This window comes from Streptomyces sp. Ncost-T10-10d, assembly GCF_900091955.1.
Taxonomy (GTDB): domain Bacteria; phylum Actinomycetota; class Actinomycetes; order Streptomycetales; family Streptomycetaceae; genus Streptomyces.
Map to the genome: position 1 here is coordinate 1 of NZ_FMDF01000176.1, position 24,425 is coordinate 24,425.

General features: G+C 69.1%; 19 protein-coding genes and 1 pseudogene. 7 read left to right on the top strand and 13 right to left on the bottom strand.

Features of this window, described 5'->3' with window-relative positions; genetic code table 11:
- Positions 1-379 precede the first annotated feature (379 nt).
- From GA0115254_RS31945 to thyX, 3 genes are all read right to left on the bottom strand, one after another.
- Positions 380-2,065 carry a ribonuclease J gene (locus GA0115254_RS31945; RefSeq protein WP_093898761.1) on the bottom strand — a complete coding sequence of 562 codons (1,686 nt, stop codon included), beginning with the start codon at positions 2,063-2,065 and terminating at the stop codon, positions 380-382.
- Positions 2,066-2,194: 129 nt separating this feature from the next.
- A complete protein-coding gene (gene dapA / locus GA0115254_RS31950; protein ID WP_093898762.1) occupies positions 2,195-3,094 on the bottom strand; it encodes a 4-hydroxy-tetrahydrodipicolinate synthase in 900 nt (299 codons plus the stop codon).
- 152 nt (positions 3,095-3,246) lie between these two features.
- Positions 3,247-3,984, bottom strand: a complete 738-nt coding sequence (thyX, locus tag GA0115254_RS31955; RefSeq protein ID WP_093898763.1) for an FAD-dependent thymidylate synthase — start codon at positions 3,982-3,984, stop codon at positions 3,247-3,249.
- 186 nt (positions 3,985-4,170) lie between these two features.
- Between thyX and GA0115254_RS31960 the strand changes: the two genes are divergently transcribed.
- Together GA0115254_RS31960 and GA0115254_RS31965 are read left to right on the top strand one after the other, a co-directional pair.
- A complete protein-coding gene (locus GA0115254_RS31960; RefSeq protein ID WP_093898764.1) occupies positions 4,171-4,410 on the top strand; it encodes a hypothetical protein in 240 nt (79 codons plus the stop codon).
- A gap of 94 nt (positions 4,411-4,504) precedes the next feature.
- Positions 4,505-5,056 (top strand): hypothetical protein, encoded by a 552-nt coding sequence (locus GA0115254_RS31965; RefSeq protein ID WP_093898765.1) that lies wholly within the window; start codon positions 4,505-4,507, stop codon positions 5,054-5,056.
- A 186-nt stretch (positions 5,057-5,242) separates the two neighbouring features.
- Here the strand turns inward: GA0115254_RS31965 and GA0115254_RS31970 are convergent, their stop codons facing one another.
- The 6 genes and pseudogenes from GA0115254_RS31970 to eccD all read right to left on the bottom strand — a co-directional run bounded on the left by GA0115254_RS31970 (position 5,243) and on the right by eccD (position 12,468).
- Positions 5,243-5,701, bottom strand: a complete 459-nt coding sequence (locus tag GA0115254_RS31970) for a tetratricopeptide repeat protein (protein WP_093898766.1) — start codon at positions 5,699-5,701, stop codon at positions 5,243-5,245.
- 12 nt (positions 5,702-5,713) lie between these two features.
- On the bottom strand, positions 5,714-6,466 hold the full coding sequence (dapB, locus tag GA0115254_RS31975; RefSeq protein ID WP_093898767.1) for a 4-hydroxy-tetrahydrodipicolinate reductase: 753 nt from the start codon (positions 6,464-6,466) through the stop codon (positions 5,714-5,716).
- 23 nt (positions 6,467-6,489) lie between these two features.
- A complete protein-coding gene (locus GA0115254_RS31980; RefSeq protein ID WP_093898768.1) occupies positions 6,490-7,869 on the bottom strand; it encodes a M16 family metallopeptidase in 1,380 nt (459 codons plus the stop codon).
- Entirely contained in the window at positions 7,866-10,079 is a 2,214-nt protein-coding gene (locus GA0115254_RS31985; protein ID WP_093898769.1) for a polyribonucleotide nucleotidyltransferase, read from the bottom strand. Before GA0115254_RS31985 ends, GA0115254_RS31980 begins: the two co-directional genes overlap by 4 nt.
- A 332-nt stretch (positions 10,080-10,411) precedes the next feature.
- Entirely contained in the window at positions 10,412-10,702 is a 291-nt protein-coding gene (gene rpsO / locus GA0115254_RS31990; RefSeq protein WP_003965855.1) for a 30S ribosomal protein S15, read from the bottom strand.
- Between the two features lie 283 nt (positions 10,703-10,985).
- Positions 10,986-12,468 (bottom strand): annotated as a pseudogene (gene eccD, locus GA0115254_RS31995) (type VII secretion integral membrane protein EccD).
- Positions 12,469-12,654: 186 nt separating this feature from the next.
- Between eccD and eccCa the strand changes: the two are divergent.
- Positions 12,655-16,614 carry a type VII secretion protein EccCa gene (eccCa, locus tag GA0115254_RS32000; protein ID WP_093898770.1) on the top strand — a complete coding sequence of 1,320 codons (3,960 nt, stop codon included), beginning with the start codon at positions 12,655-12,657 and terminating at the stop codon, positions 16,612-16,614.
- Between the two features lie 184 nt (positions 16,615-16,798).
- On the top strand, positions 16,799-17,032 hold the full coding sequence (locus tag GA0115254_RS32005; RefSeq protein ID WP_093898771.1) for a DUF397 domain-containing protein: 234 nt from the start codon (positions 16,799-16,801) through the stop codon (positions 17,030-17,032).
- Between the two features lie 70 nt (positions 17,033-17,102).
- Here the strand turns inward: GA0115254_RS32005 and GA0115254_RS32010 are convergent, their stop codons facing one another.
- The 4 genes from GA0115254_RS32010 to eccB all read right to left on the bottom strand — a co-directional run bounded on the left by GA0115254_RS32010 (position 17,103) and on the right by eccB (position 20,890).
- Positions 17,103-17,408, bottom strand: a complete 306-nt coding sequence (locus tag GA0115254_RS32010; protein WP_093898772.1) for a WXG100 family type VII secretion target — start codon at positions 17,406-17,408, stop codon at positions 17,103-17,105.
- A 49-nt stretch (positions 17,409-17,457) separates the two neighbouring features.
- On the bottom strand, positions 17,458-17,808 hold the full coding sequence (locus GA0115254_RS32015; RefSeq protein ID WP_093898773.1) for a WXG100 family type VII secretion target: 351 nt from the start codon (positions 17,806-17,808) through the stop codon (positions 17,458-17,460).
- Positions 17,809-18,068: 260 nt separating this feature from the next.
- Entirely contained in the window at positions 18,069-19,292 is a 1,224-nt protein-coding gene (gene mycP, locus GA0115254_RS32020; protein WP_093898774.1) for a type VII secretion-associated serine protease mycosin, read from the bottom strand.
- A gap of 47 nt (positions 19,293-19,339) precedes the next feature.
- Positions 19,340-20,890, bottom strand: coding sequence for a type VII secretion protein EccB (eccB, locus tag GA0115254_RS32025; protein WP_093898775.1), 1,551 nt, complete (start codon positions 20,888-20,890; stop codon positions 19,340-19,342).
- A 226-nt stretch (positions 20,891-21,116) separates the two neighbouring features.
- Between eccB and eccE the strand changes: the two genes are divergently transcribed.
- From eccE to GA0115254_RS43985, 3 genes are all read left to right on the top strand, one after another.
- Entirely contained in the window at positions 21,117-22,460 is a 1,344-nt protein-coding gene (gene eccE, locus GA0115254_RS32030; protein ID WP_093898776.1) for a type VII secretion protein EccE, read from the top strand.
- Positions 22,460-23,182: a hypothetical protein gene (locus GA0115254_RS32035; RefSeq protein ID WP_093898777.1), complete on the top strand. Its 723-nt coding sequence runs from the start codon at positions 22,460-22,462 to the stop codon at positions 23,180-23,182. The genes eccE and GA0115254_RS32035 overlap by 1 nt, the downstream gene beginning before the upstream one ends.
- A 315-nt stretch (positions 23,183-23,497) precedes the next feature.
- On the top strand, positions 23,498-24,425 hold a 928-nt coding region (locus GA0115254_RS43985; RefSeq protein WP_370740976.1), incomplete at its 3' end, for an SCO5717 family growth-regulating ATPase.

Consider the following 24,425-nt stretch of genomic DNA (forward strand, 5'->3'; position numbering starts at 1 on the left):
ATCTTGCGTTTCCGACTCTACCAGACTCTTTCGTGTCCGATTCCCGGCCGAAGCGGGCCCCCTGCTAAGCAGGAGATTTTTACTGCGCTTTCCAGTTCTTCGCTTTCGCGTTTCCCTTTCCGGCGGTTCCAACCTTACCAGACTCTTTTTCGTTCCGTTTCCGGTCCGAATTTGAATTCCGGTGGCCTTTGGAGTGGCCTTGCCTTTCGGCGGATCCGACTTTATCAGAAGTTCTGAGTCGGAATTCCCGCTCCGTTCGGGGTGCCCCTGCACATGAGTGTGCGCGGTGCTTCCCGGTCAGGCGGAGCCGTAAACGTACTGGAGCGGGGCGCCCCGATGCAAATCGGGGGCCCCGCTCCGGAGTTCGCGCCTGTCGGGGTCAGACCTCGACGACGACGGGAAGGATCATCGGTCGCCGACGGTAGGTGTCGGAGACCCACTTGCCCAGCGTGCGGCGGACCAACTGCTGGAGCTGGTGGGGCTCCAGCACACCGTCCTGGGCGGACCTGTTGATCGCTTCCTCGATCTTCGGCACGACGGCGCTGAACGCCGAGTCGTCGATGCCGGAGCCACGGGCATGGATGTCCGGGCCGCCAGTGATCTTGCCGGAGGAGCTGTCGACCACGATGAAGACGGAGACGATGCCCTCCTCACCGAGGATCCGACGGTCCTTGAGGGAGGTCTCGGTGACATCGCCGACCGAGAGGCCGTCGACGTATACGTAACCTGCCTGGACCTTGCCGACGATCTTGGCCTTGCCGTCGACGAGGTCGACGACGACGCCGTCCTCGGCGATGACGATGTGGTCCTTGGGTACACCGGTGAGGGCGCCCAGTTCGGCATTGGCCCTCAGGTGGCGCCATTCGCCGTGGACCGGCATCAGGTTCTTCGGCTTGCAGATGTTGTAGAAGTACAGCAGCTCGCCGGCCGAGGCATGGCCCGAGACATGGACCTTGGCGTTGCCCTTGTGGACGACATTGGCGCCCCAGCGGGTCAGGCCGTTGATCACGCGGTAGACCGCGTTCTCGTTGCCCGGGATCAGGGACGACGCGAGGATCACCGTGTCGCCCTGCACGATCCGGATCTGGTGATCGCGGTTGGCCATGCGGGACAGTGCGGCCATCGGCTCACCCTGGGAACCCGTGCAGACCAGCACGACCTCGTCGTCCGGCAGGTCGTCGAGGGTCTTGACGTCGACCACCAGGCCCGCGGGGACCTTCAGATAACCCAGATCACGGGCGATGCCCATGTTGCGGACCATCGAACGGCCGACGAAGGCGACCCGACGGCCGTATTCGTGGGCCGCGTCGAGGATCTGCTGGATGCGGTGCACGTGGCTGGCGAAGCTCGCCACGATGATGCGCTTCTGGGCGTTGGCGAAAACCGTACGCAGGACGTTGGAGATGTCCCGCTCGGGCGGCACGAAGCCGGGGACCTCCGCGTTGGTCGAGTCGGAGAGGAGGAGGTCGATGCCTTCCTCGCTCAGCCGGGCGAACGCGTGGAGGTCGGTGAGCCGGCCGTCCAGCGGGAGCTGGTCCATCTTGAAGTCGCCGGTCGCGACGGCCATGCCCGCAGGTGTGCGGATGGCGACCGCGAGCGCGTCCGGGATGGAGTGGTTGACCGCGATGAACTCGCAGTCGAAGACGCCGATGCGCTCGCGCTGGCCCTCCGCGACTTCGAGGGTGTACGGGCGGATGCGGTGCTCCTGGAGCTTCGCCTCGATCAGCGCGAGGGTCAGCTTGGAGCCGATGAGGGGGATGTCCGGCTTCAGTCGCAGCAGGTACGGGACACCACCGATGTGGTCCTCGTGGCCGTGCGTGAGGACGATGCCTTCGATGTCGTCGAGACGGTCCCGGATCGTGGTGAAGTCCGGAAGGATCAGGTCGATTCCGGGCTGCTCTTCCTCCGGGAAGAGAACTCCGCAGTCGACGATGAGCAGGCGGCCGCCGTACTCGAAGACTGTCATGTTGCGGCCGATTTCACCGAGGCCGCCGAGCGGGGTGACCCGGAGGCCGCCCTTCGGGAGCTTCGGCGGGGTGCCGAGTTCGGGATGCGGATGACTCAAAAGACTCTCCTTACCACGCGCGCCACGTACCGCTTGGGCACGTGGCGCGCATGTCATTCGTGCACTTGCTGTTGTCTGTGTTGTCGCTCTTGCGAGTGTTCTTCGCTTATTCAGTTGTGAAGTCTGTGGTTACAGCTCTACCCCACCGGCGGCGAGATCGATCTTGAGCTGCGCCGTTTCCTGTGCGGTGAGTTCCACCAGGGGAAGGCGCAGGGGGCCTGCGGGGAGGCCCTGGAGCGCCAGCGCGGCCTTGGTGGTGATGACGCCCTGGGTGCGGAACATGCCGGTGAAGACCGGCAGGAGCTTCTGGTGGATCTCCGTGGCCTTCTGGACGTCGCCGCCGAGGTACGCCTCGATGAGGGCGCGGAGGTCGGGGGTGACGACATGGCCGACGACGGAGACGAATCCGATGGCCCCGACCGAGAGGAGCGGCAGGTTCAGCATGTCGTCGCCGGAGTACCAGGCGAGGCTGGACCGGGCGATGGCCCAGCTGGCGCGGCCGAGGTCGCCCTTGGCGTCCTTGTTGGCGACGATGCGCGGGTGCTCGGCGAGCCGCACCAGCGTCTCTGTGTCGATCGGTACACCGCTGCGACCCGGAATGTCGTAGAGCATCACCGGCAGACCGGTGGCATCGGCGATTGCCGTGAAGTGGCGGAAGATGCCTTCCTGCGGCGGCTTGTTGTAGTACGGCGTCACCGCGAGGAGGCCGTGAGCACCGGAGCGTTCGGCCGTGCGGGCGAGCTCGGTGCTGTGGCGGGTGTCGTTGGTGCCGATGCCGGCGACGACGTGGGCCCTGTCTCCCACCGCTTCCAGTACGGCCCTCACCAGCTGGTCTTTCTCCGCGTCGCTGGTGGTCGGGGACTCGCCGGTGGTGCCGTTGACGATCAGGCCGTCATTGCCTGCGTCCACCAGGTGGGCAGCGAGCCGCTGGGCGCCGTCGAGGTCGAGTGCGCCGTCCGCCGTGAAGGGCGTGACCATAGCGGTGAGGACCCGCCCGAAGGGGGTCTGCGGAGTGGAGATCGGAGCCATGGGTAACACGCTACTCGTTGCTCAGCGCCCAATGCCCCCTCGGGGGGACACCCAGTAGGAGCCCGGCACTGCCTGCTCGGGGGTTCAAGCAGTGCCGGGTCCGTTTGATCAGCCTAGATGAACTTCACGAAACGCCGCAATACGGACACCGCTTACGGGGCTACGCGTCCGTTCTTGTTGAAGGCTGCATGGGTGAGCGGCATGAGCCGAGCCCAGTGCTCCTCCATCTGCTGGCCGACCATTTCGATTTCCCGCTGCGGGAAGGACGGCACCTTCGCCAGCTCGTGCTGAGTGCGCAGGCCGAGGAAGTGCATCAGCGAGCGGGCATTGCATGTGGCGTACATCGAGGAGAACAGGCCGACGGGGAGCACCGCGCGGGCGACCTCACGGGCCACTCCTGCGGCGAGCATCTCCTGATACGCCTCGTACGCCTGGCGGTAGGAGTCCTCCATGATGCGGCCGGTGAGCTCCTGCTGGGCCTGGGTGCCCTCGACGAATTCGTACTTGCCGGGGCGGCCCTGCTGGACGAGCTTGCGGGACTCCCCCGGAACGTAGAAGACCGGTTCCAGCTCCCTGTAGCGGCCCGATTCCTCGTTGTACGACCAGCCGACGCGGTGGCGCATGAACTCGCGGAACACGAAGATCGGGGCGCTGATGAAGAAGGTCATCGAGTTGTGCTCGAACGGGCTGCCGTGCCGGTCACGCATCAGGAAGTTGATGAGCCCCTTGGAGCGCTCAGGGTCCTTGGTGACCTCCTCCAGCGACTGCTCACCGGCCGTGGAGACACGGGCCGCGAACAGGACGTCGGAGTCGCCTGCGGAGTGTTTCACCAGGTCAACGGTGACATCACTGCGGAAACTGGGCTTTGCGGGCTCGGGGGTCTCGGTCACCGGCGGGGTCCTTCCAATTGCGTCGCTCGGGCGGCGCCCACTCTACGGGCCGCCACTGACAACGAGGGCCGGAAGGGTCGTGCAGGGATTTCTTCGACGAATTCGGCGATTCGGGGCACCGAACAGGTCTGCCGTACGTCTGACTCGGTAGCAGCATCCGTAACAGAGTTCAAGGAGAGCTTCCTCATGTTCCGCCGGCGTGAATCCGTCCCGTTCTCGTTCGTAGCCGAGGCCGACCGATTCCGCAGTAACGTCACCCCGCCCCCGCGGGAGCGCACCACCGTCTCCCAGCTGGCCGGCCGTTCTCTTGTCGGGCTGACGGTCGTCGCAGGTCTCGTCGGGTCGCTGATCCTCGGCCTGCCCGCCCTGAGCCCCGCCCAGGGGCCGTCGCACACCCAGCAGACCGAGGCTGGCCACGGGCGCTGACTCCTACGGGCCCCCTGGGGTGGTCTGGTCGGCGGCCTCCTCGGTAGCCTCACCGGGCACAGCAATCGAGCGTGCTTGTGAGTGAGGATCAGTCGTGCCCCTGCCCTTCCTGACGGCCGACCGCGCGTTTGACGCGAGCGCTGAGGACATCGCGCTGCCGTTCGACGACCACGACAGCTGGCGGCGTCCGTACCGCCCAGGACCCTGGCGGGTCGCGGCTGCGGCCTCCCTGCTGCTGCTCGCGTCGTTCATCCTGCTCGCGGGGATGATCACCCTGTTCGCCGGGGCGGTACCGGGAGCCGCAGCATGTCTGGCACTCGCCGTCGTGGTCATCGGCTGCGCCCTGCGGCTGCTGCGGGTCGGCGCCTGGGTGAGCCGTCACGGCGTGCGCCGGGTCGGCTTCTTCACGACGACGACCGTGCCGTGGAACCGCGTCGCGGGCGTCCATACGGTGCAGCAGCCGGTGAAGTGGCTCGGGTTTCCGCGCACGGTGCAGGGGCAGGCGTTGATCGTCGTACGCCAGGGGGGCGAGGCGATGCCGCCCCTGCTCACCGACAGCAATGCGGACTTCCTGACGCGGAGCGAGGCGTTCGACCGTGCGGCCGACACGGTCGAGGCGTGGGGGGACGAGTATCGGCGGGGCTGAGACGTTCGGCCACCGGGACCTTCCGGTGGCCGTTCTGTCGTCAGGTGCCGGACCAGCTCGATCCGGCCGGACGGGCTCGATCCGGCCGGACGGGCTCGATCCGGCCGGACGGGCTCGATCCGGCCGGACGGGCTCGATCCGGCCGGACGGGCTCGATGATTCGGTCGGACAGCCCGTCGGCCCGCGTCAGGGCGTGCTGGGCCGGGTGAGCTTCGTATGCAGGGCGATGGCGCGCTGCATGGCCTTTCGGGCGCGTGGGGTGTCCCTGGCGTCCTGATAGGCGACGGCCAGGCGGAACCAGCAGCGCCAGTCGTCCGGCGAGTCCTCGGTCTCCTCACGGCGGCGTGCGAACACGGCGTCGGCCGAGGCGCGGTCGATGCGGCCGGACGGGGTGCGGACCAGCTCGTCGACCGGCAGGCCGCCCTCCGCGTCCAGTTCCGCGGCCAGCGCGTTGGCCCGCGCCACGAACTGGGTGTTCTTCCAGAGGAACCAGATACCGATCAACGGCAGGATCAGCACCGCGACCCCGAAGGTGACCGTCAGCAGCGTGCCGTGCTGGATGAGCAGGACGCCACGGCTGCCGACCAGGGCGAAGTAGAAGACCAGGACGGCAGCGGTGACGAAGTAAGTGATCTTTGCGCGCATGGCAGGGCTCAGTCAGTTCAGGTCGAGGAAGTGTTCCAGGCCGAACGTGAGGCCGGGAGAGGTCACCACGCGGCGTGTGCCGAGCAGGATGCCCGGCATGAAGCTGCTGTGGTGCAGGGAGTCGTGCCGGATGGTGAGCGTCTCGCCCTCGCCGCCGAGCAGCACTTCCTGGTGGGCCAGGAGACCCCGGAGCCGGATCGCGTGGACAGGGACTCCGTCCACGTCGGCACCGCGGGCGCCGTCCAGGGCTGTGGTGGTGGCGTCCGGCTGCGGGGCGCAGCCGGCCTTCCTCCGGGCCTCTGCGATCAGCTGGGCAGTGCGGGTGGCGGTGCCCGAGGGGGCGTCGGCCTTGTTGGGGTGGTGCAGTTCGACGACCTCGACGGACTCGAAGTAGCGGGCCGCCTGCTCCGCGAACTTCATGGTGAGGACGGCGCCGATGGAGAAGTTCGGCGCGATGAGCACACCGGTCTCCGGGGAGCCGGAGAGCCAGGTGTTCAGCTGCGCGAGCCGTTCGTCGGACCAGCCCGTCGTACCGACAACGGCGTGGATGCCGTGCCGGATGCAGAAGTCGAGGTTGGCCATCACCGACGCGGGGGTGGTGAGCTCGACGACGACCTGGGTGCCGGATTCCGCGAGGGTCTCCAGCTTGTCGCCACGCCCCAGGGCGGCCACCAGCTCCATGTCGTCGGCGGCCTCGACGGCTCGCACCGCCTCGGATCCGATACGGCCCTTGGCGCCGAGAACGGCCACGCGCAGCTTGCTCATTGCTCTGCTTCCTTACGGGGGAGTTAGGAGACCGCTTCGTCGAGGCGGTCGGCCTGCTTGTCCTTGAGCGGGCCGATGACGGAGAGCGAGGGGCGGTGTCCGAGGACCTCGCCCGCCACCGCGCGGACGTCATCGGGGGTGACCTGCGCTATCCGGGCCAGCATGTCGTCGACCGACATCTGGTCGCCCCAGCACAGTTCGCTCTTGCCGATACGGTTCATCAGCGCGCCGGTGTCCTCCAGGCCGAGGACCGTCGAGCCGGAGAGTTGCCCGATGGCACGGCCGATCTCCTCGTCGCTCAGCCCTTCGGACGCTACCCGGTCGAGTTCGTCCCGGCAGATCTTGAGGACGTCGTGGACCTGGCTGGGCCGACAGCCCGCGTACACGCCGAAGAGTCCGCAGTCGGCGAAGCCCGAGGTGTACGAGTAGACGCTGTACGCAAGGCCGCGCTTCTCCCGTACCTCCTGGAACAGGCGTGAGCTCATGCCGCCGCCGAGAGCGGTGTTGAGTACGCCGAGCGCCCAGCGACGGTCGTCGGTGCGGGCCAGGCCGGGCACACCGAGAACGACATGGGCCTGCTCGGTCCTGCGGTTCAGCAGCTCGACGCGGCCCGCGGTGCGCAGCGTGCGGGAGCCGTGGCGCGGGGCAACCGGGACGGCTTCGGTGCGGGACAGGGCGCCGGCACGCTCGAAGGCCTTGCGGACCTGGCGTACGACCGTGGCGTGGTCGATGTTGCCGGCGGCGGCGACGACCAGGTGCGTGGGGTCGTAGTGCTTCTTGTAGAAGCGGGCGATCCGGCCGCGGTCGAGCGCGTTGATGGTGTCGACGGTGCCGAGGACCGGGCGGCCGAGGGGGGTGTCGCCGAGCAACGTGTGCGCGAACAGGTCGTGCACGCAGTCGCCCGGGTCGTCCTCGGTCATCGCGATCTCTTCGAGGATGACGCCGCGCTCGGCGTCGACGTCCTCGGCGGTGATCAGCGAGCCGGTCAGCATGTCGCAGACGACATCGATGGCCAGCGGCAGGTCGGTGTCGAGGACCCGCGCGTAGTAGCAGGTGTACTCCTTCGCCGTGAAGGCGTTCATCTCGCCGCCGACCGCGTCGATGGCGGCTGAGATGTCGAGGGCACTGCGCTTGGCGGTGCCCTTGAAGAGGAGGTGTTCGAGGTAGTGCGTCGCACCGTTCAGGGTGGGGGTCTCGTCGCGTGATCCGACGTTGGCCCAGATCCCGAAGGTGGCGGAGCGGACGGAGGGCAGCGTCTCGGTGACGACCCGGAGACCGCCGGGGAGGACGGTGCGGCGGACCGTACCGATGCCGTTGGTGCCCTTGAGAAGCGTTTGGGTACGGGCGACGGCCCGCGCCTTCGAGGAGGCGCGGGCCGTCGTCACGGAACTACGGGACGTCACTTGGCGGCGTCGTCCTTCTTCTCGTCCTCTTCACCCTCGATGACGGGGATCAGGGAGAGCTTGCCCCGGGAGTCGATCTCGGCGATCTCGACCTGGACCTTGGCTCCGACGCCGACCACGTCCTCGACGTTCTCCACGCGCTTGCCACCGGCGAGCTTGCGGATCTGCGAGATGTGCAGCAGGCCGTCCTTGCCCGGCATGAGGGACACGAACGCACCGAAGGTGGTGGTCTTGACGACCGTACCCAGGTAGCGCTCGCCGACCTCCGGCATGGTCGGGTTGGCGATCGAGTTGATCGTGGCGCGGGCGGCCTCGGCGGCCGGTCCGTCGGCGGCACCGATGTAGATGGTGCCGTCGTCCTCGATCGTGATGTCGGCGCCGGTGTCCTCCTGGATCTGGTTGATCATCTTGCCCTTGGGGCCGATGACCTCACCGATCTTGTCCACCGGGATCTTGACGGTGATGATCCGCGGGGCGTTCGGGGACATCTCGTCCGGGACGTCGATGGCCTCGTTCATCACATCGAGGATGTGGAGGCGGGCGTCGCGGGCCTGCTTCAGCGCGGCGGCCAGGACCGAGGCGGGGATGCCGTCGAGCTTGGTGTCGAGCTGGAGCGCGGTGACGAACTGCTTCGTACCGGCGACCTTGAAGTCCATGTCGCCGAAGGCGTCCTCCGCACCGAGGATGTCGGTGAGGGCGACGTAGTGGGTCTTGCCGTCGATCTCCTGGGAGATCAGGCCCATGGCGATACCGGCGACAGCGGCCTTGAGCGGCACACCGGCGTTCAGCAGCGACATGGTGGAGGCGCAGACCGAGCCCATGGACGTCGAGCCGTTGGAGCCCAGCGCCTCGGAGACCTGGCGGATCGCGTAGGGGAACTCCTCGCGCGTCGGCAGCACCGGCACGATGGCGCGCTCGGCGAGCGCGCCGTGGCCGATCTCGCGGCGCTTGGGCGAGCCCACGCGGCCGGTCTCACCGACGGAGTACGGCGGGAAGTTGTAGTTGTGCATGTAGCGCTTGCGGGTCACCGGGGAGAGGGTGTCCAGCTGCTGCTCCATGCGGAGCATGTTGAGGGTGGTGACGCCCAGGATCTGGGTCTCGCCACGCTCGAACAGCGCCGAGCCGTGCACGCGCGGGATGGCCTCGACCTCGGCTGCGAGCGTACGGATGTCCGTGACGCCACGGCCGTCGATGCGGACCTTGTCCTTGATGACGCGCTCGCGGACCAGCTTCTTGGTCAGCGACCGGTACGCGGCGGAGATCTCCTTCTCGCGGCCTTCGAAGGCCGGGAGAAGCTTCTCGGCGGCGATCTCCTTGACGCGGTCCAGCTCGGCCTCGCGGTCCTGCTTGCCGGCGATGGTGAGTGCCTGAGCCAGCTCGGACGTGACGGCGGCGGCGAGAGCCTCGAAGACGTCGTCCTGGTAGTCCAGGAAGACCGGGAAGTCGCCGGTGGGCTTGGCAGCCTTGGCGGCGAGGTCCGACTGGGCCTTGCAGAGGACCTTGATGAAGGGCTTGGCGGCCTCGAGGCCGGCGGCGACGACCTCTTCGGTCGGGGCCTCGGCGCCGTCCTTGACGAGCTGGATGGTCTTCTCGGTGGCCTCGGCCTCGACCATCATGATCGCGACGTCGCCGTCCTCCAGGACGCGACCGGCGACGACCATGTCGAAGACGGCGTCCTCGAGCTCGGTGTGCGTCGGGAAGGCGACCCACTGGCCCTTGATCAGGGCGACACGGGTGCCGCCGACCGGGCCGGAGAAGGGCAGGCCGGCCAGCTGCGTGGAGCAGGAGGCGGCGTTGATCGCGACCACGTCGTACAGGTGGTCGGGGTTGAGCGCCATGATCGTCTCGACGATCTGGATCTCGTTGCGCAGGCCCTTCTTGAAGGAGGGGCGCAGCGGGCGGTCGATCAGGCGGCAGGTGAGGATCGCGTCCTCGGAGGGCCGGCCCTCACGACGGAAGAAGGAGCCGGGGATCTTGCCTGCGGCGTACTGCCGCTCCTCGACGTCCACCGTGAGGGGGAAGAAGTCGAGCTGGTCCTTGGGCTTCTTGGAAGCCGTGGTGGCCGACAGCACCATGGTGTCGTCGTCCAGGTACGCGACGGCGGAGCCGGCGGCCTGCTTGGCCAGGCGGCCCGTCTCGAAGCGGATGGTGCGGGTGCCGAAGGTTCCGTTGTCGATAACGGCCTCGGCGTAGTGGGTCTCGTTCTCCACTAGCGTTTTCTCCGATACATATCGTCTTCTCGCCCCCACGCCCGTGTGGCGGGGGACGGTTGCGGAGAAGCCCTCCATCGGCGGGCCGGTCTTCGATCGAAGCACCCGGGTTGCTGTGCCGGGGGCCACTACCGAGGACCGGCGGCGGGGAGTCTTCTTCTCGCTCGTCTGTGGGATGTTCTGCGACCAGGTTACTGAGATTCGGCTCAGCTTGGCATTCCGGTCGTACGGGCGGACCCGTCGCATCCCGTACATGCATACGTACACACAACTGTACGTACACCAAAGGGAGCGGCCCCCTCAGTCGTGGGAACCGCTCCCTTCACGGCGTATTACTTGGCGCCGCCGGCCGCACCGCGGCGGATGCCGAGGCGGTCGACCAGGGCGCGGAAGCGCTGGATGTCCTTCTTGGCCAGGTACTGAAGGAGGCGGCGACGCTGGCCGACCAGGATCAGCAGACCACGACGGGAGTGGTGGTCGTGCTTGTGCGTCTTGAGGTGCTCCGTCAGGTCCGAGATCCGGCGGGAGAGCATGGCGACCTGGACCTCGGGAGATCCGGTGTCACCCTCCTTCTGGGCGAACTCGGACATGATCTGCTTCTTCGTAGCGGCGTCGAGCGGCACGCGTACTCCTCTTGATGTTCGATGCGCCCACGAGTGCCCCTGGTCTTGATCGCAGGGGAGCTTCCATGACTCGGAGGCGAAGGTCCGATGAGCGCAGCCCCCAGGATGATCCGGGAGCGCGTACACAAACGGCCGTCACACAGCGTACCAGTCCCTGTGGGGCGGGCCGCGTGGGGGCGGTGCGGTCCCCCGGGGCGCCCGGTTGCCGCTCTGCCCTCGATCGCCGGGCGTGCTCGACTCTGCCCGACTGGGCTCGGTTCCGCCCGGCTGGGCCCGATCGGTGTCAGCTGGTCAAGCCCCTGGCCCGCGCGAAGACGTCCAGTACTGCCAGGCACAGCGGGACCAGGGAGAGGAGGACGGTGCTCTCGGCCAGGTCGAGGAGGCGGCCCCAGAACGGGGAGAGGCCCTTGCGGGGGATGATCAGGCCGATCGCGGTGAGCAGGGCGGCCCCGGCGGCGACGGCTGCGGAGAGCCAGATCGTACGGATGTCCAGGGAGCTGCGGTCGCCGTACCGGATCAGATCGAACAGCAGGTCGGTCGGCGGATTCAGGGAGAGGCCGAGGATCAGCAGGGCGACCGCACCGATGCCCGCCACCAGTACGCAGGCGACCTGCGAGGTGTAGCGGAAGAGGCGGGCGCGCAGCAGCATCGCGAGCCCTGCGGCCAGCGCCAGGAACTGTCCCCAGATGTTGTCCGAGAAGCCGAGGACGGCCGCGCAGCCGACGACGACGGCCGCGCAGCCCCCGACCAGGCCGAGCAGCATCTCGTGGCCGCGGCGGGCCTGGGCCGCGATGCGGTCGGCGTCGACGGGGGTGCCCGTGGGTCCGGGGCTCCGCGTTCGGCTCGGCGAAATTGTCGTCGTAGCCGCCGGGGGCGGTGCGCGGCGAGGCGTAGCCGATGGGCAGCCGGGCGAAACGGGCGGAGAGGCCGGGCAGGAAGGCGACGAGGCCGAGGGCGACCGGGGCGCAGACGGCGGCGGTCTCGGTGGCGGATGCCTCGGTGAGGATCGCGACGAAGGTCGCCAGGGTGCCGACGGTGGCGAGGAAGGTCGCCGCGACGAACGGGGCGTCGCCGCTCGGGGTGAGGGCGACCAGCGCGACCGAGGAGACCAGTACGGCGACGCAGCCCAGCAGGAATTGCAGTCGGCCGGGGCCCTGGCCGGTGTCCGGGCCGATGATGCCGGAGCCCGCGATGAGTACGAGGGGCAGTGCGCCGAGGCCGAGGGCGACGGCGGTGGCCCGGTCCGCGTAGACCCGGGCGCGTACCCCCGCGAACGCGGTCAGCAGAAGTCCGGCCGAACCGGCGATGATGCCGGGGAGGCTGTGCATGTCGTGCCGTACCGGGTCGGCGAACCAGAGCACGAAGCCCATCAGGACGAGCAGCAGCACGCCGCCCACCAGGCCCGCGCCGCGCAGTAGTTCGTCGCTCCACAGATGGCGGTCGCGGGTGACGGCCGAGGCGACGGCGTCCGAGACGTCGTCGAAGACGGCGGGCGGCAGCGACTGGGCGAAGGGGCGCAGGCTGAGGAGTTCGCCGTCGAGGACCTGCTGGGCGGCGAGGGTGCGCGCGCCGTCCAGGACCGTGCCGTCGCGGCGTACGAGGTGGTACCCGGTGGGAGTTCCGGCCGCCTGGGTCTGGCCGGTGAGGCGGAGGATCTCCGGGTAGACGTCGGCGACGGCGATGTCCTCCGGCAGGGCCACATCGATCCGGCTGTCGGGCGCCACGACGGTGACGCGGCAGAAGCCCGTCGCTGCAGTCGAACTCACGTGTCTGGTCCCCCTGATTCGCGGTTGCGCACGGTGCGCGCGCCACCCTACCGGGAGGGGGGCAGGTCATCTGCAAGTAGGATCGCCATCGCGCGGAGGGACGTCCGCAAGCAAAGGCAGCCACGGGGGCTTCGGTGCACGTTCGGCCGGCCTTCCGCCCGTCCGTACCGAGGGATTGATGTTTCGGTGAGCCAGATCGTCGTGAAACGACCTCCGCGGGCCCTGCCGCCGGAAGTCCCCATGGACGAGTTGACGTTGGAGTCCCCTCCCGAACTGCCCCGCGGGCAGCAGGAGGGCATGCTGATGCAGATCCTGCCGGTGCTCGGCATGGGTTCGTCGGTGGTCTTCTTCTTCTCTCCCCAGGCCCATCCGTTCATGCGGATCATGGGTGTTCTGATGCTCGTCTCGACCGTCGGAATGGTGGTCGCGCAGCTTGTCCGCCATCGTCGCGGTACGCAGGGGCAAATGGCAGATGTCCGACGTGACTACCTCAAATACCTGGCACAGACGCGGCGTACGGTGCGCCGCACGGCGCGCAAGCAGCGGGACGTGCAGCTGTATCTGCAGCCTGCTCCCGAGCAGTTGTGGTCGGTGGTCGCCGAGGGCAGCCGGGTGTGGGAACGACGCGTCGGCGACAAGGACTTCGGGCAGGTGCGGGTCGGGCTGGGGGCGCAGCAGCTGGCCACCCCGCTGATCGCCCCCGACACCGCTCCGGTGGATGAGCTGGAGCCGATGTGCGCAGGTGCGATGCAGCGGTTCCTCGCCGTGCACGGGTCGTTGGACGGGCTGCCGATGGCCGTGTCGATGCGGGCGTTCTACCACGTGACGGTCTCCGGTCAGCCGGAGGCGGCACAGTCGGCGGCGCGGGCGCTGGTCGCCCAGTTGGTGACGCTGCACTCCCCCGAGGATCTCGTGGTCGCCGTCGTGACGGCGCGGGGCGCGGTGTCGCGCTGGGAATGGACGAAGTGGCTTCCGCATCTCCAGGTACCGGGGCAGGTCGACGGGGCCGGTACGAAGCGGCTGTTCGGGGATGATCTGGGTGAGCTGGAGCAGCTGCTGGCGAGCCGGCTCGACGGGCGGCCGCGGTTCGGCCGGGAGAGTCAGCCGCTGCTGGACCAGCCGCACATCGTGGTGGTTCTCGACGGTGGGATGGTGCCGCCGGACTCGCTGTTCGCGGCGGCCGAGGGCCTGCAGGGTGTGACGATCGTCGAGGTGGTGCCGGGCGAGCTCGACGAGCCGCGCGGTGGTCTCTCCGTGGTGGTGCGGCCGGGGCTGCTGCGGCTGGAGTCGGGTGCGGGGCTGGCGTACGAGGGTGTGCCGGACGGGATGTCGCTGCCCGCGGCCGAGGCGCTGGCCCGGCAGCTGGCGCCGCTCAGGATGGGCGGGGGCGATGGCGACGAACCCCTGCTGGCCAACCTGGACTTCACGGATCTGCTGAATCTGGGCGATGCGGGTTCGGTCGATGTGGCGCGCACCTGGCGGCCGCGGTCGGTCTCCGAACGGCTCCGGGTGCCGATCGGGGTCGGCGAGGACGGCCAGCCGGTGATGCTGGACCTGAAGGAGGCCGCGCAGGAGGGCATGGGGCCGCACGGGCTGTGTGTCGGCGCCACGGGTTCCGGCAAATCGGAGCTGCTGCGGACGCTGGTGCTGGGGCTCGCGGTCACGCACTCCTCGGAGACGCTGAACTTCGTACTCGCGGACTTCAAGGGTGGCGCGACGTTCGCCGGGATGTCGCAGATGCCGCATGTGGCGGCCGTCATCACGAACCTCGCGGACGACCTGACGCTGGTCGACCGCATGGGGGACGCGATCCGCGGTGAGCTGCAGCGCCGGCAGGAGCTGCTGCGATCGGCCGGCAATTACGCCAACATCCACGACTACGAGAAGGCGCGGGCGGCGGGTGCGGCGCTGGAGCCGCTTGCCTCGCTCGTCCTGGTCATCGACGAGTTCTCCGAACTCCTCACCGCCAAGCCCGACTTCATCGACATGTTCATCCAGATCGGCCGGATCGGGCGTTCGCTGGGTGTGCATCTGCTGCTCGCGTCGCAGCGCCTGGAGGAGGGCAAGCTGCGCGGGCTCGACACGTATCTCTCGTACCGGATCGGGTTGCGGACCTTCTCCGCCGCCGAATCGCGTACGGCGCTGGGTGTGCCCGATGCGTACCACCTGCCGTCGGTCCCCGGTTCCGGCTACCTGAAGTTCGGTACGGAGGAGATGACGCGGTTCAAGGCGGCGTATGTGTCGGGGACGTACCGCACCGGCGGTCCCGATCTGTCGGTGGGGGCGCTGCCGATCGACCGGCGGCCCGCGGTGTTCAGCGCGCTTCCGGTGCCGGTGGTGTACGCGGCGCCCGATCCGGCGCATCTGGTGGCGTCGCGGACGAGCGCGGAGGACGATGCGCTCGCCGACACGGTGCTCGATGTGATCGTGCGTCGCCTGGAGGGGCAGGGGGTGCCCGCCCATCAGGTGTGGCTGCCGCCGCTGGACCGGGCGCCGACGCTGGACCAGCTGCTGCCGGGGCTCGCGCCGACCGCCGACCGCGGGTTCACGGCGACGGAGTACACCCGTCCGGGCGGGTTGACGGTGCCGCTCGGGCTGATCGACAAGCCCTTCGAGCAGCGGCGCGAGGTTCTTTACCGGGACTTCTCGGGTGCGGCGGGCCACATGATGATCGTCGGCGGGCCGCAGTCCGGCAAGTCGACGCTGGTACGGACGCTCATCTCGTCGTTCACCCTCACCCACACCCCGCACGAAGTGCAGTTCTACGGACTGGACTTCGGTGGTGGCGGTCTGGTCTCGCTGGCGGAGCTGCCGCATGTCGGCGGGATGGCCTCCCGGCTGGACCCGGAACGGGTGCGGCGTACGGTCGCCGAGGTCGCCGGTGTGCTGAACCGGCGTGAGGAGTTCTTCCGCGCCCACTCGATCGACTCCATCGCCACCTACCGGCGCAAGCGCGCCCTGGGTGAACTGCCCGGCGAGGCGTGGGGCGATGTCTTCCTGGTGGTGGACGGCTGGGGCGGCTTCCGTTCCGAGTACGAGATGCTGGAGCAGGTCGTCACCGACATCGCCGCGCGCGGGCTCGGCTACGGCATCCATGTGGTCATCACGGCCGCCCGCTACATGGAGGTGCGGGCCGCGCTGAAGGACCAGATCCTCGGCCGGCTGGAGCTGCGGCTCGGCGACGTCATGGACTCCGAGTTCGACCGCAAGGTCGCGGCCAATGTTCCCGCGGGTGTCCCTGGCCGGGGTCAGGTGCCGCAGAAGCTGCACTTCATGGGGGCGCTGCCGCGTATCGACTCCTCCAGCAGCGCCACGGATCTCTCCGACGGTACGGCCGCGTTCGTCGGATCGGTGAAGGCGAACTGGGCGGGTCCCGCGGCACCGGCCGTACGGTTGCTGCCGCGCAAGCTGCCGGCCGATCATCTGCCGAAGGGCTTCGAGTTCCCGCAGCGGGGCATCGCGATCGGTATCGACGAGACCGATCTGGAGCCGGTGTTCGTCGACTTCGAGACCGATCCGTTCTTCCTGGTCTTCGGGGAGAGCGAATCTGGCAAGACCAATCTGCTGCGACTGATCGCGAAGCAGATCGCAGAGCGCTACTCCCCCGACGAGGCGAAGCTCGTCGTCGGTGACTACCGACGGGGGCTCCTGGGTGCGCTGCCGGAGGGGCATCTGCTGGAGTACGCGCCGATGGCGAGCTCGATGCAGATGCACATGGAGGCGCTGGCCGGGGTGTTCGCACGACGGCAGCCGCCGACGGATGTCACGCCGCAGCAGTTGCGCGACCGCAGTTGGTGGACCGGCCCGCAGATCTTCATCATCGTCGACGACTACGACCTGGTGGCGACGAACGCGGGCAACCCGCTGGCCCCGCTGGCGGAGTATCTGCCGTTCGCCCGGGACACCGGCGTCCGCTTCATCATCGCGCGCAACTCCGCCGGGGCCTCGCGGTCGATGTACGAGGCGTTCATGCAGCGGATCAAGGAGCTGGGGGCACAGGGTGTGGTGCTGTCCGGCGACCCGTCCGAGGGCGATCTGATCGGTTCGGTGCGCGGGCATGCGATGCCGCCGGGACGCGGGTACTTCGCCTCGCGGCGCCGGGGGAACCCGCTGGTGCAGATCGGGCGGTTGCCGGAGCAGAACTGAGTGGGCGCTGCCGGGAATCGTTCGTGAAACGGCTGTCGGGCAGAGTTGCGTCCGGATGCGGGGTGGGCGGTCTCTACCACCGTGGTACGGAAGCTGCAAACACCGGGACTGCGGGGCGCGGGAGCGGGGATAGTCTGCACGCGGGCGACGAACACGTTCCGCCGCAGGAGAGGAAAGGCACCTGATGGGCACGCAAGCGGAGAAGGACGAGCTGTACGCACTCGACATCTCGGGGGTGGAGTGGCTGAGTGCGCCCGGTACCGAAGAGGCCGAGGAGCGCGTCGAGATCGCGCATCTGCCGGGCGGTGCGGTGGCGATGCGGTCCTCGCTGGATCCGGAGACCGTGCTGCGGTACACCGAGGCCGAGTGGCGGGCCTTCGTCCTGGGGGCGCGGGACGGCGAGTTCGACCTGAAGTAGTCGTTGTGGCACACCGGAAGAGGGGCACGCTCCGACGAGCGTGCCCCTCTTCCGGTGTGCTTGCGGGCGGTCAGTACGCCTCGGTGAACGCGCGCGAGGACTTGAGGTCCGTGGCGCGGTAGCTGTCCTTGCCGGATTCGATGATCTTCGCGACCTGCTCCAGCCGGTTCTTCATGTGATCCGCCTTCTCCTTGTACTTGCGCTGGAGGTTCACGTACTCCCGGTGGGCCTCACCGTCCCAGGTGTCGGTGACCACCTTGAGCGCGGTGTCCATCTCCGCGAGGTCGTTGACGATCTTCTGCGACACCGTACGGATACGGTTCGCGATCTCCTGGACGCTCTCGTATTTGACCTTGGTGTTCGGGTCCTGGCCCATGTGTCTTCTCCTCGGTGCTCAGCGTGTACGGAAGGGGGTGCGGCGCGGCTCAGACGTTGTTCAGCCCGGAGGTGTTGGTCGACGGCGCCTGGTCCTTGACCGCGTTGAAGGCCGCACGGACCTCCTCGTCGTTGGCGTTGCTGAGGTTCTTGGTGCTGCCCACCGCGTTGAGCAGGACATTGAGGAGGCGGCGGATCTCGTCGTGGTCCTCATTGATCATGATCTGCGCCGAGGTGAATCCCGAGGCGCCGACACCCGTCCATCCTGCACCGACCGTCGCGAGGATGTCGGCGAGCTCCCTGGACTCGCGGGACACCTCGCCGGCCGTCTCGATGATCTTGTTCTTCGCCTGGACGATCGGATCGTCGGCAAGTGCGTAACCGCCTGCGGGGTTGGTCATCCGGAGGTCCTATCTCTCAGTTCCCGGGCCTGTTCGCATGGTGCGGCCAGGCTTCTTCCTGCCCCCGTGTGCTCCGGCAAAGGGGTGGGGAAAGTGCGGGACCGGAAAGCGCGTCGTCGGCATCCCCGCGCTCCGAAATCGGATTCGGCCACTTCTCGTTCCCCCGTCACACACGTGAAGTCTGTTACCACCCTAGTCACTTCGTCAGTTCTCCCCAACTGTGGCTCGTGGGGAGAGAGTCACGCCGCCGGGCGGGTGTGTCACCGCGAAGCGCGTCGCCGCCGGACATCCCGGACGACCGTCGCAGTTCCGGCTATCACACTGACCAGCACGGCCGCCACGGCCAGCGCGTAGGTGGCGTACCGCTCACTGCGCTCCTGCGAAGTCTCCGTCAGGGAAAGGTGTGCGGGCTCGGGGGCCGGCGCCCTGGGCGGTGCCGGGTCGGGATGCGGGGCGTCCTGCGGGATGTCGTCGCCGGACAGGGCGCGGACCGGGTCGACGACGCCCCAGCCGACGAAGTCGTCATGGCCGGTGACGGAGCGTTCGGCGGTCTGCTCGATCCGGGCGACGATCTGGGCCGCCGTCCACTTCGGGTACTTGGCGCGCATCAGGGCGGCGACCCCGGCGACGTACGGGGCGGAGAAGCTGGTGCCGTTGTCGGTGCACTGGCCGTTGCCCGGGACGGTGGAGACGATGTCGACGCCCGGTGCGGCGACGCCGACGAACTCACCGGCCTGGGAGAAGGGGGCGCGTTCGTTGTTCCGGTCGGACGAGGCGACGGCGAGGACGCCGTCGAAGGCCGCGGGGTAGGTGCGCTTCGGTCTGCCGTCCATGCCGTCGTTGCCCGCGGAGGCGACCACGACGATGTCATGGGCGAGCGCCCTGGCCACCGCTCTGCCCAGCGCGGACGTCTCCGTCAGGGCCTTCGTCGTGTCCTGGGAAATGTTGATGACGTCGGCACCCTTGGCGATCGCATGGTCGATCGCGGTCGCCATCGTGGTGTCCTTGCCGCTGTTCTTCTCGTCGTTCTGGCGGATCGGGATGATCGTGGCCTCGGGGGCCAGTCCCACGAATCCGGTGCCCTTGCGGGGGCGTGCGGCGATGATGCCCGCGACCTTGGTGCCGTGGCCGACCTCGTCGACGGTGCCGTCGCTCTTGCCGCCCTTGAGGTAGTCGGCGCCCGCCGATGTGTCGACGGCCGTCTTGAGCTGCGGGTTGACGTCGTCCACGCCGGTGTCGATGACCGCGACGCGTACCCCCTCGCCCTTGGTGTCCTGCCACAGTTCGTCCAGCAGGACGCGCTGCAGCGACCAGGGGCGTCCCTCGTACTGCCGCTTCATCGGGAAGGTGCATTCGCCGCTGCCGTCTATGCCCACGGCGCCGGTGCCCTGCACGTCCTCGGCGGCGTACGCGGGCCCGGGCCCCGCCAGTGCGGCCAGTGCGGCGACGACCGCCGCCGCGAGGACCGTCTTCCGGTACAACATCTGTTCCTCTCCCCCGTACCCTGCTCTGCCTGCGGTGCGCCGGAACGTCATGAACCCTGGGGCTGGCGGGCGCTGTTGGTGTCGAGCCGGGGGCCCTTGGACAGGAAGTCCGACCAGGCGATCGGTACGAGGGCGGGCGTCACCTTCTCGTATCCGAGCCTGCTCTGCGCCTGGCTGGGCTCGGGGCGGCCGTCCGACTGCTTCTGCTCGTCACCGGTGCCGATGTCGGAGCGGCCGGCATCGCTGTCGCCGTTCGCCTGGACCGCGTACCGCAGTCCGGTGTCGGTCACCAGGAACAGCGATCCGTCGGGTCTGGTCTGTTCGCCCCGGACCTGGGTGTAGAGCAGGCCGCTGCCGGGAGTCACATAGGTGCTGGTGCCACCGACGCCGATGGTGGCGGGGTACGCGGTGCCGGCCCAGGTGCTCAGGGTCGTACGCCCCGAGGCGTCGACCTTGCGCAGCACGCTGCAGATGGTGTCGCGGCTGCCGCTGCCGCCCTCGGCGGAGTTCACCTGGTCGGTCTTGTGGGCCGGCCAGTGTGCGGCCTGGCCGGTGAAGGTCGCGGCGTCGGGTACGAAGTCCTGCAGGCCGACGGCGCGTGCCTCGCTGTCCAGGTTCAGCTCGGCCGTCTGCGGTGAGTTGATCAGCAGCCAGGCGGTGAACTCGGAGACGGGCTGGACCTTTTTGTCGAGCACGACGTAGTGACTGGTGCCTTCGCCGGTCCTGGTCCTGAGGACCATTCCGACCTTGTTCTCCTCGGTGGAGAGCTGTCCTTCGACATGCGCCGGGGCACCGATGGTCCCGGGGATCCGCGGGAAGACGATCGGGCTGCCGTCGTGCAGGGTGGCCAGCCAGTCGTCGGTGACGGACTGCGGCTGCCTGCTGCCGACCAGCGCGTTGGTCAGATGGCCGTTGTCGGCGGCGGTCTCGGCGATGCGGTACTTGGTGCCGTTCGCATCGACGAGATAGCGGGCCCGGTCCTGGCCCTGGGCGTAGAGCACCTGACCGCCGCTGAGCTTCTTGCTCCCCTCGGTCAGCTTGTTGTCACGTTCGCCGAAGACGAAGGCGGCCTTCTGCACGGTGTTGCCCTTGCCGCCGGGCTGTACGCAGACGGCCCATCGCTTGGCCGTCCCGGCGTCCTTCGCTTCGGGCAGCCGGTCGGGGGCGTACGGAATACCGAGGATCGGCCCGCGCGGGGGCTTGCCCGCGTCCAGGACCTCGTCGGCGACCTGGATGACGTCGTACTTCTGCGGGTTGAGGAGCAGTCGGGCCGAGGCGAGGTTGAGCACGGGGTGCAGCAGGGTCTTTTTCTTCTTGCCCTTGCCGGTGGTGAGCACGACATAACGGGTGGTGGACTTCTTGCCGACGATCACGTTGGTGCCGGGCTTGTCCCAGCCCTTGGGCGCGGTGGGCTTGAACATGCCGAAGGCGCCGAAGCCCGCGAGGATCAGCGCACCGACGACCACGCTCGGCAGGACCGCTCGCAACGGCCGCGGGGCGCCCTCCTCGGTTCCGGTGGGCGAGGGTTGGAGGAATGCCGCCACCGTGCGTTTCTTCGCAAAGGTGTATGCGTTGAGCTCATCCCGCCGTGATGCCATGAGTCGCTTTTCTCCCGTGTCTCCCCGCGCGGCACCGGGGGCGGTCGCATCCGGGGCCCCTGTACCGGGCCCGCGATGCCGGACCTGGGTGCCGGACCGGCCCCCTACTATGCCTGCTGACCGCGAGCGGTGGTGGGGCGGGTAGGGTGATCCAGCCGCCGAAGCTCCGTGCGGGGCAGGCGGAATACGGGTGGAGTTGGGGCCTAATGAACGGGGGAATGCCGGAATGACGGCTTCCGCGACACGGACACGTCCGGCCGGGAACGCAACGGTCTCCACAGCTCCTCCGGCCGGCGGCCCACCGGCCTCCCGCGGCTCTTCGCGGGGCGCCCGAGGACCGGCCTCCGCGCGGCTCAACGGACGCCCCGGGCAGCTCGGTTCGTTCCGATTGCAACAACTCGTACTGCTGGAGACCGCGGCCGCGTTGCTGCTCGCGGCGTGGGTGATCGAACCCCTGCTGCTGGCCCCGGCCGTCGTGGTCGCCGCACTGCTGGTGCTGCTGGCCGTCGTGCGCAGACACCGCCGTTCACTTCCGGAGTGGCTGGGCACCGTCGTCTCGCTGCGCGCGCGTTCACGCAGGGCCGGTTCACTGGAGCTGCCCGCGGGAACGGAGCCGGGGATAGCGCCCGTCGTCGAGTGCGATCCGGCGTTGCGTACATACTCCTTCAGCGACCGCGACCGGCGGCCGGTCGGGATGATCGGTGACGGTACGTTCGTCACGGCCGTCCTCCAGGTGGAGTCGGACACCTCGGCGCTCAGGCCGGACCGGTCCGTGCAGCCGCTGCCGCTGGCGCTCGTACAGGATGTTCTGGAGGTCGACGGCATCCGGCTGGAGTCGGCGCAGATCGTGCAGCACACCCAGCCCGCACCCGCCCCGCATCTGCCCCAGCAGTCCGTCGCCGCACGCAACTACGCGCCGCTGCAGGCCCAGACGGGGTCGCCCGCCGTCCGGATCACCTGGATCGCGCTCAAGCTGGACCCGGAACTCTGCCCGGAAGCCGTGCAGGCGCGCGGTGGTGGCATCACGGGGGCGCAGAAGTGCGTGGTACGCGCGGCCGACCAGCTGTCCAGCAGGCTGACCGGGGCCGGCTTCCGCGCGACGGTGCTGACCGAGCAGGAGTTGACGTCCGCGATCGCGACCTCGGTCTGCGCCAGTGCGCCGGCCATGGCGCAGGCCGGCCGGAGCGGGACGCCGGTACGCCGCACCGGGGAGACCTCGCGGACCTGGCGCTGCGACGACCGGTGGCACACCACCTACTGGGTGGGCCGCTGGCCGCAGTTCGGCGGCAACGGTGGTGGCTCCGGTGCGTCGATGCCGCAGCTCGTCGCCCTGCTCACCTCGATCCCGGCGCTCGCCACCACCTTCAGCCTCACGCTGGGGCACGGCGAGCGACAGGGCGTCTCGATCACCGGGCACATCCGGATCACCGGGCGCAGCGACGAGGAACTGGTGGGCGCCCGCCATGAGTTGGAACGCACCGCCCGCGGGGTCAGGACCTCGCTGGTCCGGCTCGACCGCGAGCAGCTGCCCGGTGTGCTCGCCACTCTGCCGCTCGGGGGTACCCGCTGATGTCCGTGCCCACGAGCGCCCGTGCCCGGCTCGGCTTCGGGCTGATCGGTCCGCGCCGCGAGCGGCAGTCGGTCTCGCTCGACCAGTTGGCGTCGCTGGCCCTGCCGGTCGGCGACGACGGCATGGTCATCGGCGTGGACGCCCAGGGCCGCCCCGCCGTGCTCGGGATCAACCGGCCGACTCCGTACGACGTCACGCTGATCGGCGGGTTGTGGACGGCGCAGGTGCTCGCGCTGCGGGCGGCCGCGACCGGTGCGCGGATCGTCGTGGAGACCGGACGGGCCCAGACGTGGACGGCTCTTGCGCACGCCGCCGGCGGCGGTCAGCCGTGCATCACGCTGCACGATGTGGGGCGGGTACCGCCACAGGGGCCCTCGGCGGGTTCGCCGGTGGTCGTGGTGCGGGACTGCGGCATGCGGCCACCGCGCGGGCGGGTGGTGTCCGGTCCTTGGCAGTCGGTGCTGACGCTGCTGCCGTATCTGAGTCCGGTGGCGCCGAAGCTGATCGAGAAGTCGGCGCTGGTCGGCATCCAGCGGGTATCTCCTGACGAAGCCACACAGATCGGTCGCATACTGCATCTTCCGGCCGCCGAGACTCAGGCACTTTCCACGCTGGCGGATGGGGTCACCCTCTGGTGCGCGGGGCGCGACCGGGAGTTCGTGATGACCCAGGCGACCGACGCCGAGACCGGGCTGCTGGGTGGCGCGCGCCGGATGGACTGACGGGGCCGGCCTGCCTCCGGCCTGTACGGAACCTTCGGCATTGCGTATATGGATGTGCGAGTTTGACCGCTTCGCCCTTCACGCTGTGCCGTACTCGGTTCACTTGGGGGCAGTGCGTGATGTACGGGACAGCTCTTGCGGTGCCGTACGGCCTGCCGGAGCAAGCCCCAAGACGATTAGGGTGGGTCCGGGCGCGGCAGAAGAACCTGCGGGCAGGCGATGCGCGTCCCGGGGGAGAGCCGGGCGGTTAGGAAGACGGAAACGGTCGCCCCCACCACCAAGGCACAAGGGTGCTCGACCACACCAGGAGGCAAAGTGAACGGCGATCGGGACGAGATCCGCGGGGGCTGGAACAAGCCCGTCGACGAGTCGTCCGACGCGGAGCCCGCCGAGATGACGGGTGAGTTCACCATCGACTACACCCCGCCCGCCTGGTACACGCAGAACGCGCCGGGGGACTCGTCGGGCGGTGCCGGATCGCACCTGGCGCCGCCTCCGCCGCCCAACGGGGCGCCGTTGTCCGTGCCTGCGCCGTCGGCCGGGGGCAGCTTCGACCCCAACTGGGCGCCGGCGCCGCCCGCTCCGATTCCGACACCGGCACCGGCACCGGCTCCCGCACCGGACCCGGCTCCTGTTCCGGCTCCGGCTCCTGTTCATTCCGCGGCGGGTGACTCCGCTCCTTCTCCTGCTCCTACGGAGGGGGCAGGGACGGGGGCTCCCGACGGGATGACGGACCCGTTCGGAGGCGGTGATGTGGAGAGCGGCGCGACCATGCGGTTCTCGCCGGCCGCGCTGAAGCGGGAGATCGCGGAGCGCGAGGAGACATCGAGGAACGCGGACGGGGGCGGCTCAGGTCCGGGATCCGGTTCCGCAGGCGCCGCTGCTGACGGTGCGGACGAGGGCGAAACCCCCAGTTCCGGTTCCGGGCAGGCGGCGGACTCCGCCGATGGGCCGGACGGCGCTGCCGCCGCGGATTCCGGTGCCGCCGCAGAGGCGCCTGCCGAGACTCCGGGCAACATCACGAGCGGTGCCGCCGACGGACCGGAGGGCACCGTGCCCTCGGACGCCGTCACGGACGCGGCCCCCAGGACGTACCGCCTCCCAACGCACCGCAGGACGCCCCGGCGCCCGCCATGCCGACCCCTGGACCCCGGCGCCGCCGCAGGGCGGTCTGCCGCCGCTGCCGCCCACCTTCCAGCCCGCCACGCCGCAGCCCTCCGCGCCCCCGTCGGCGCCGCAGTGG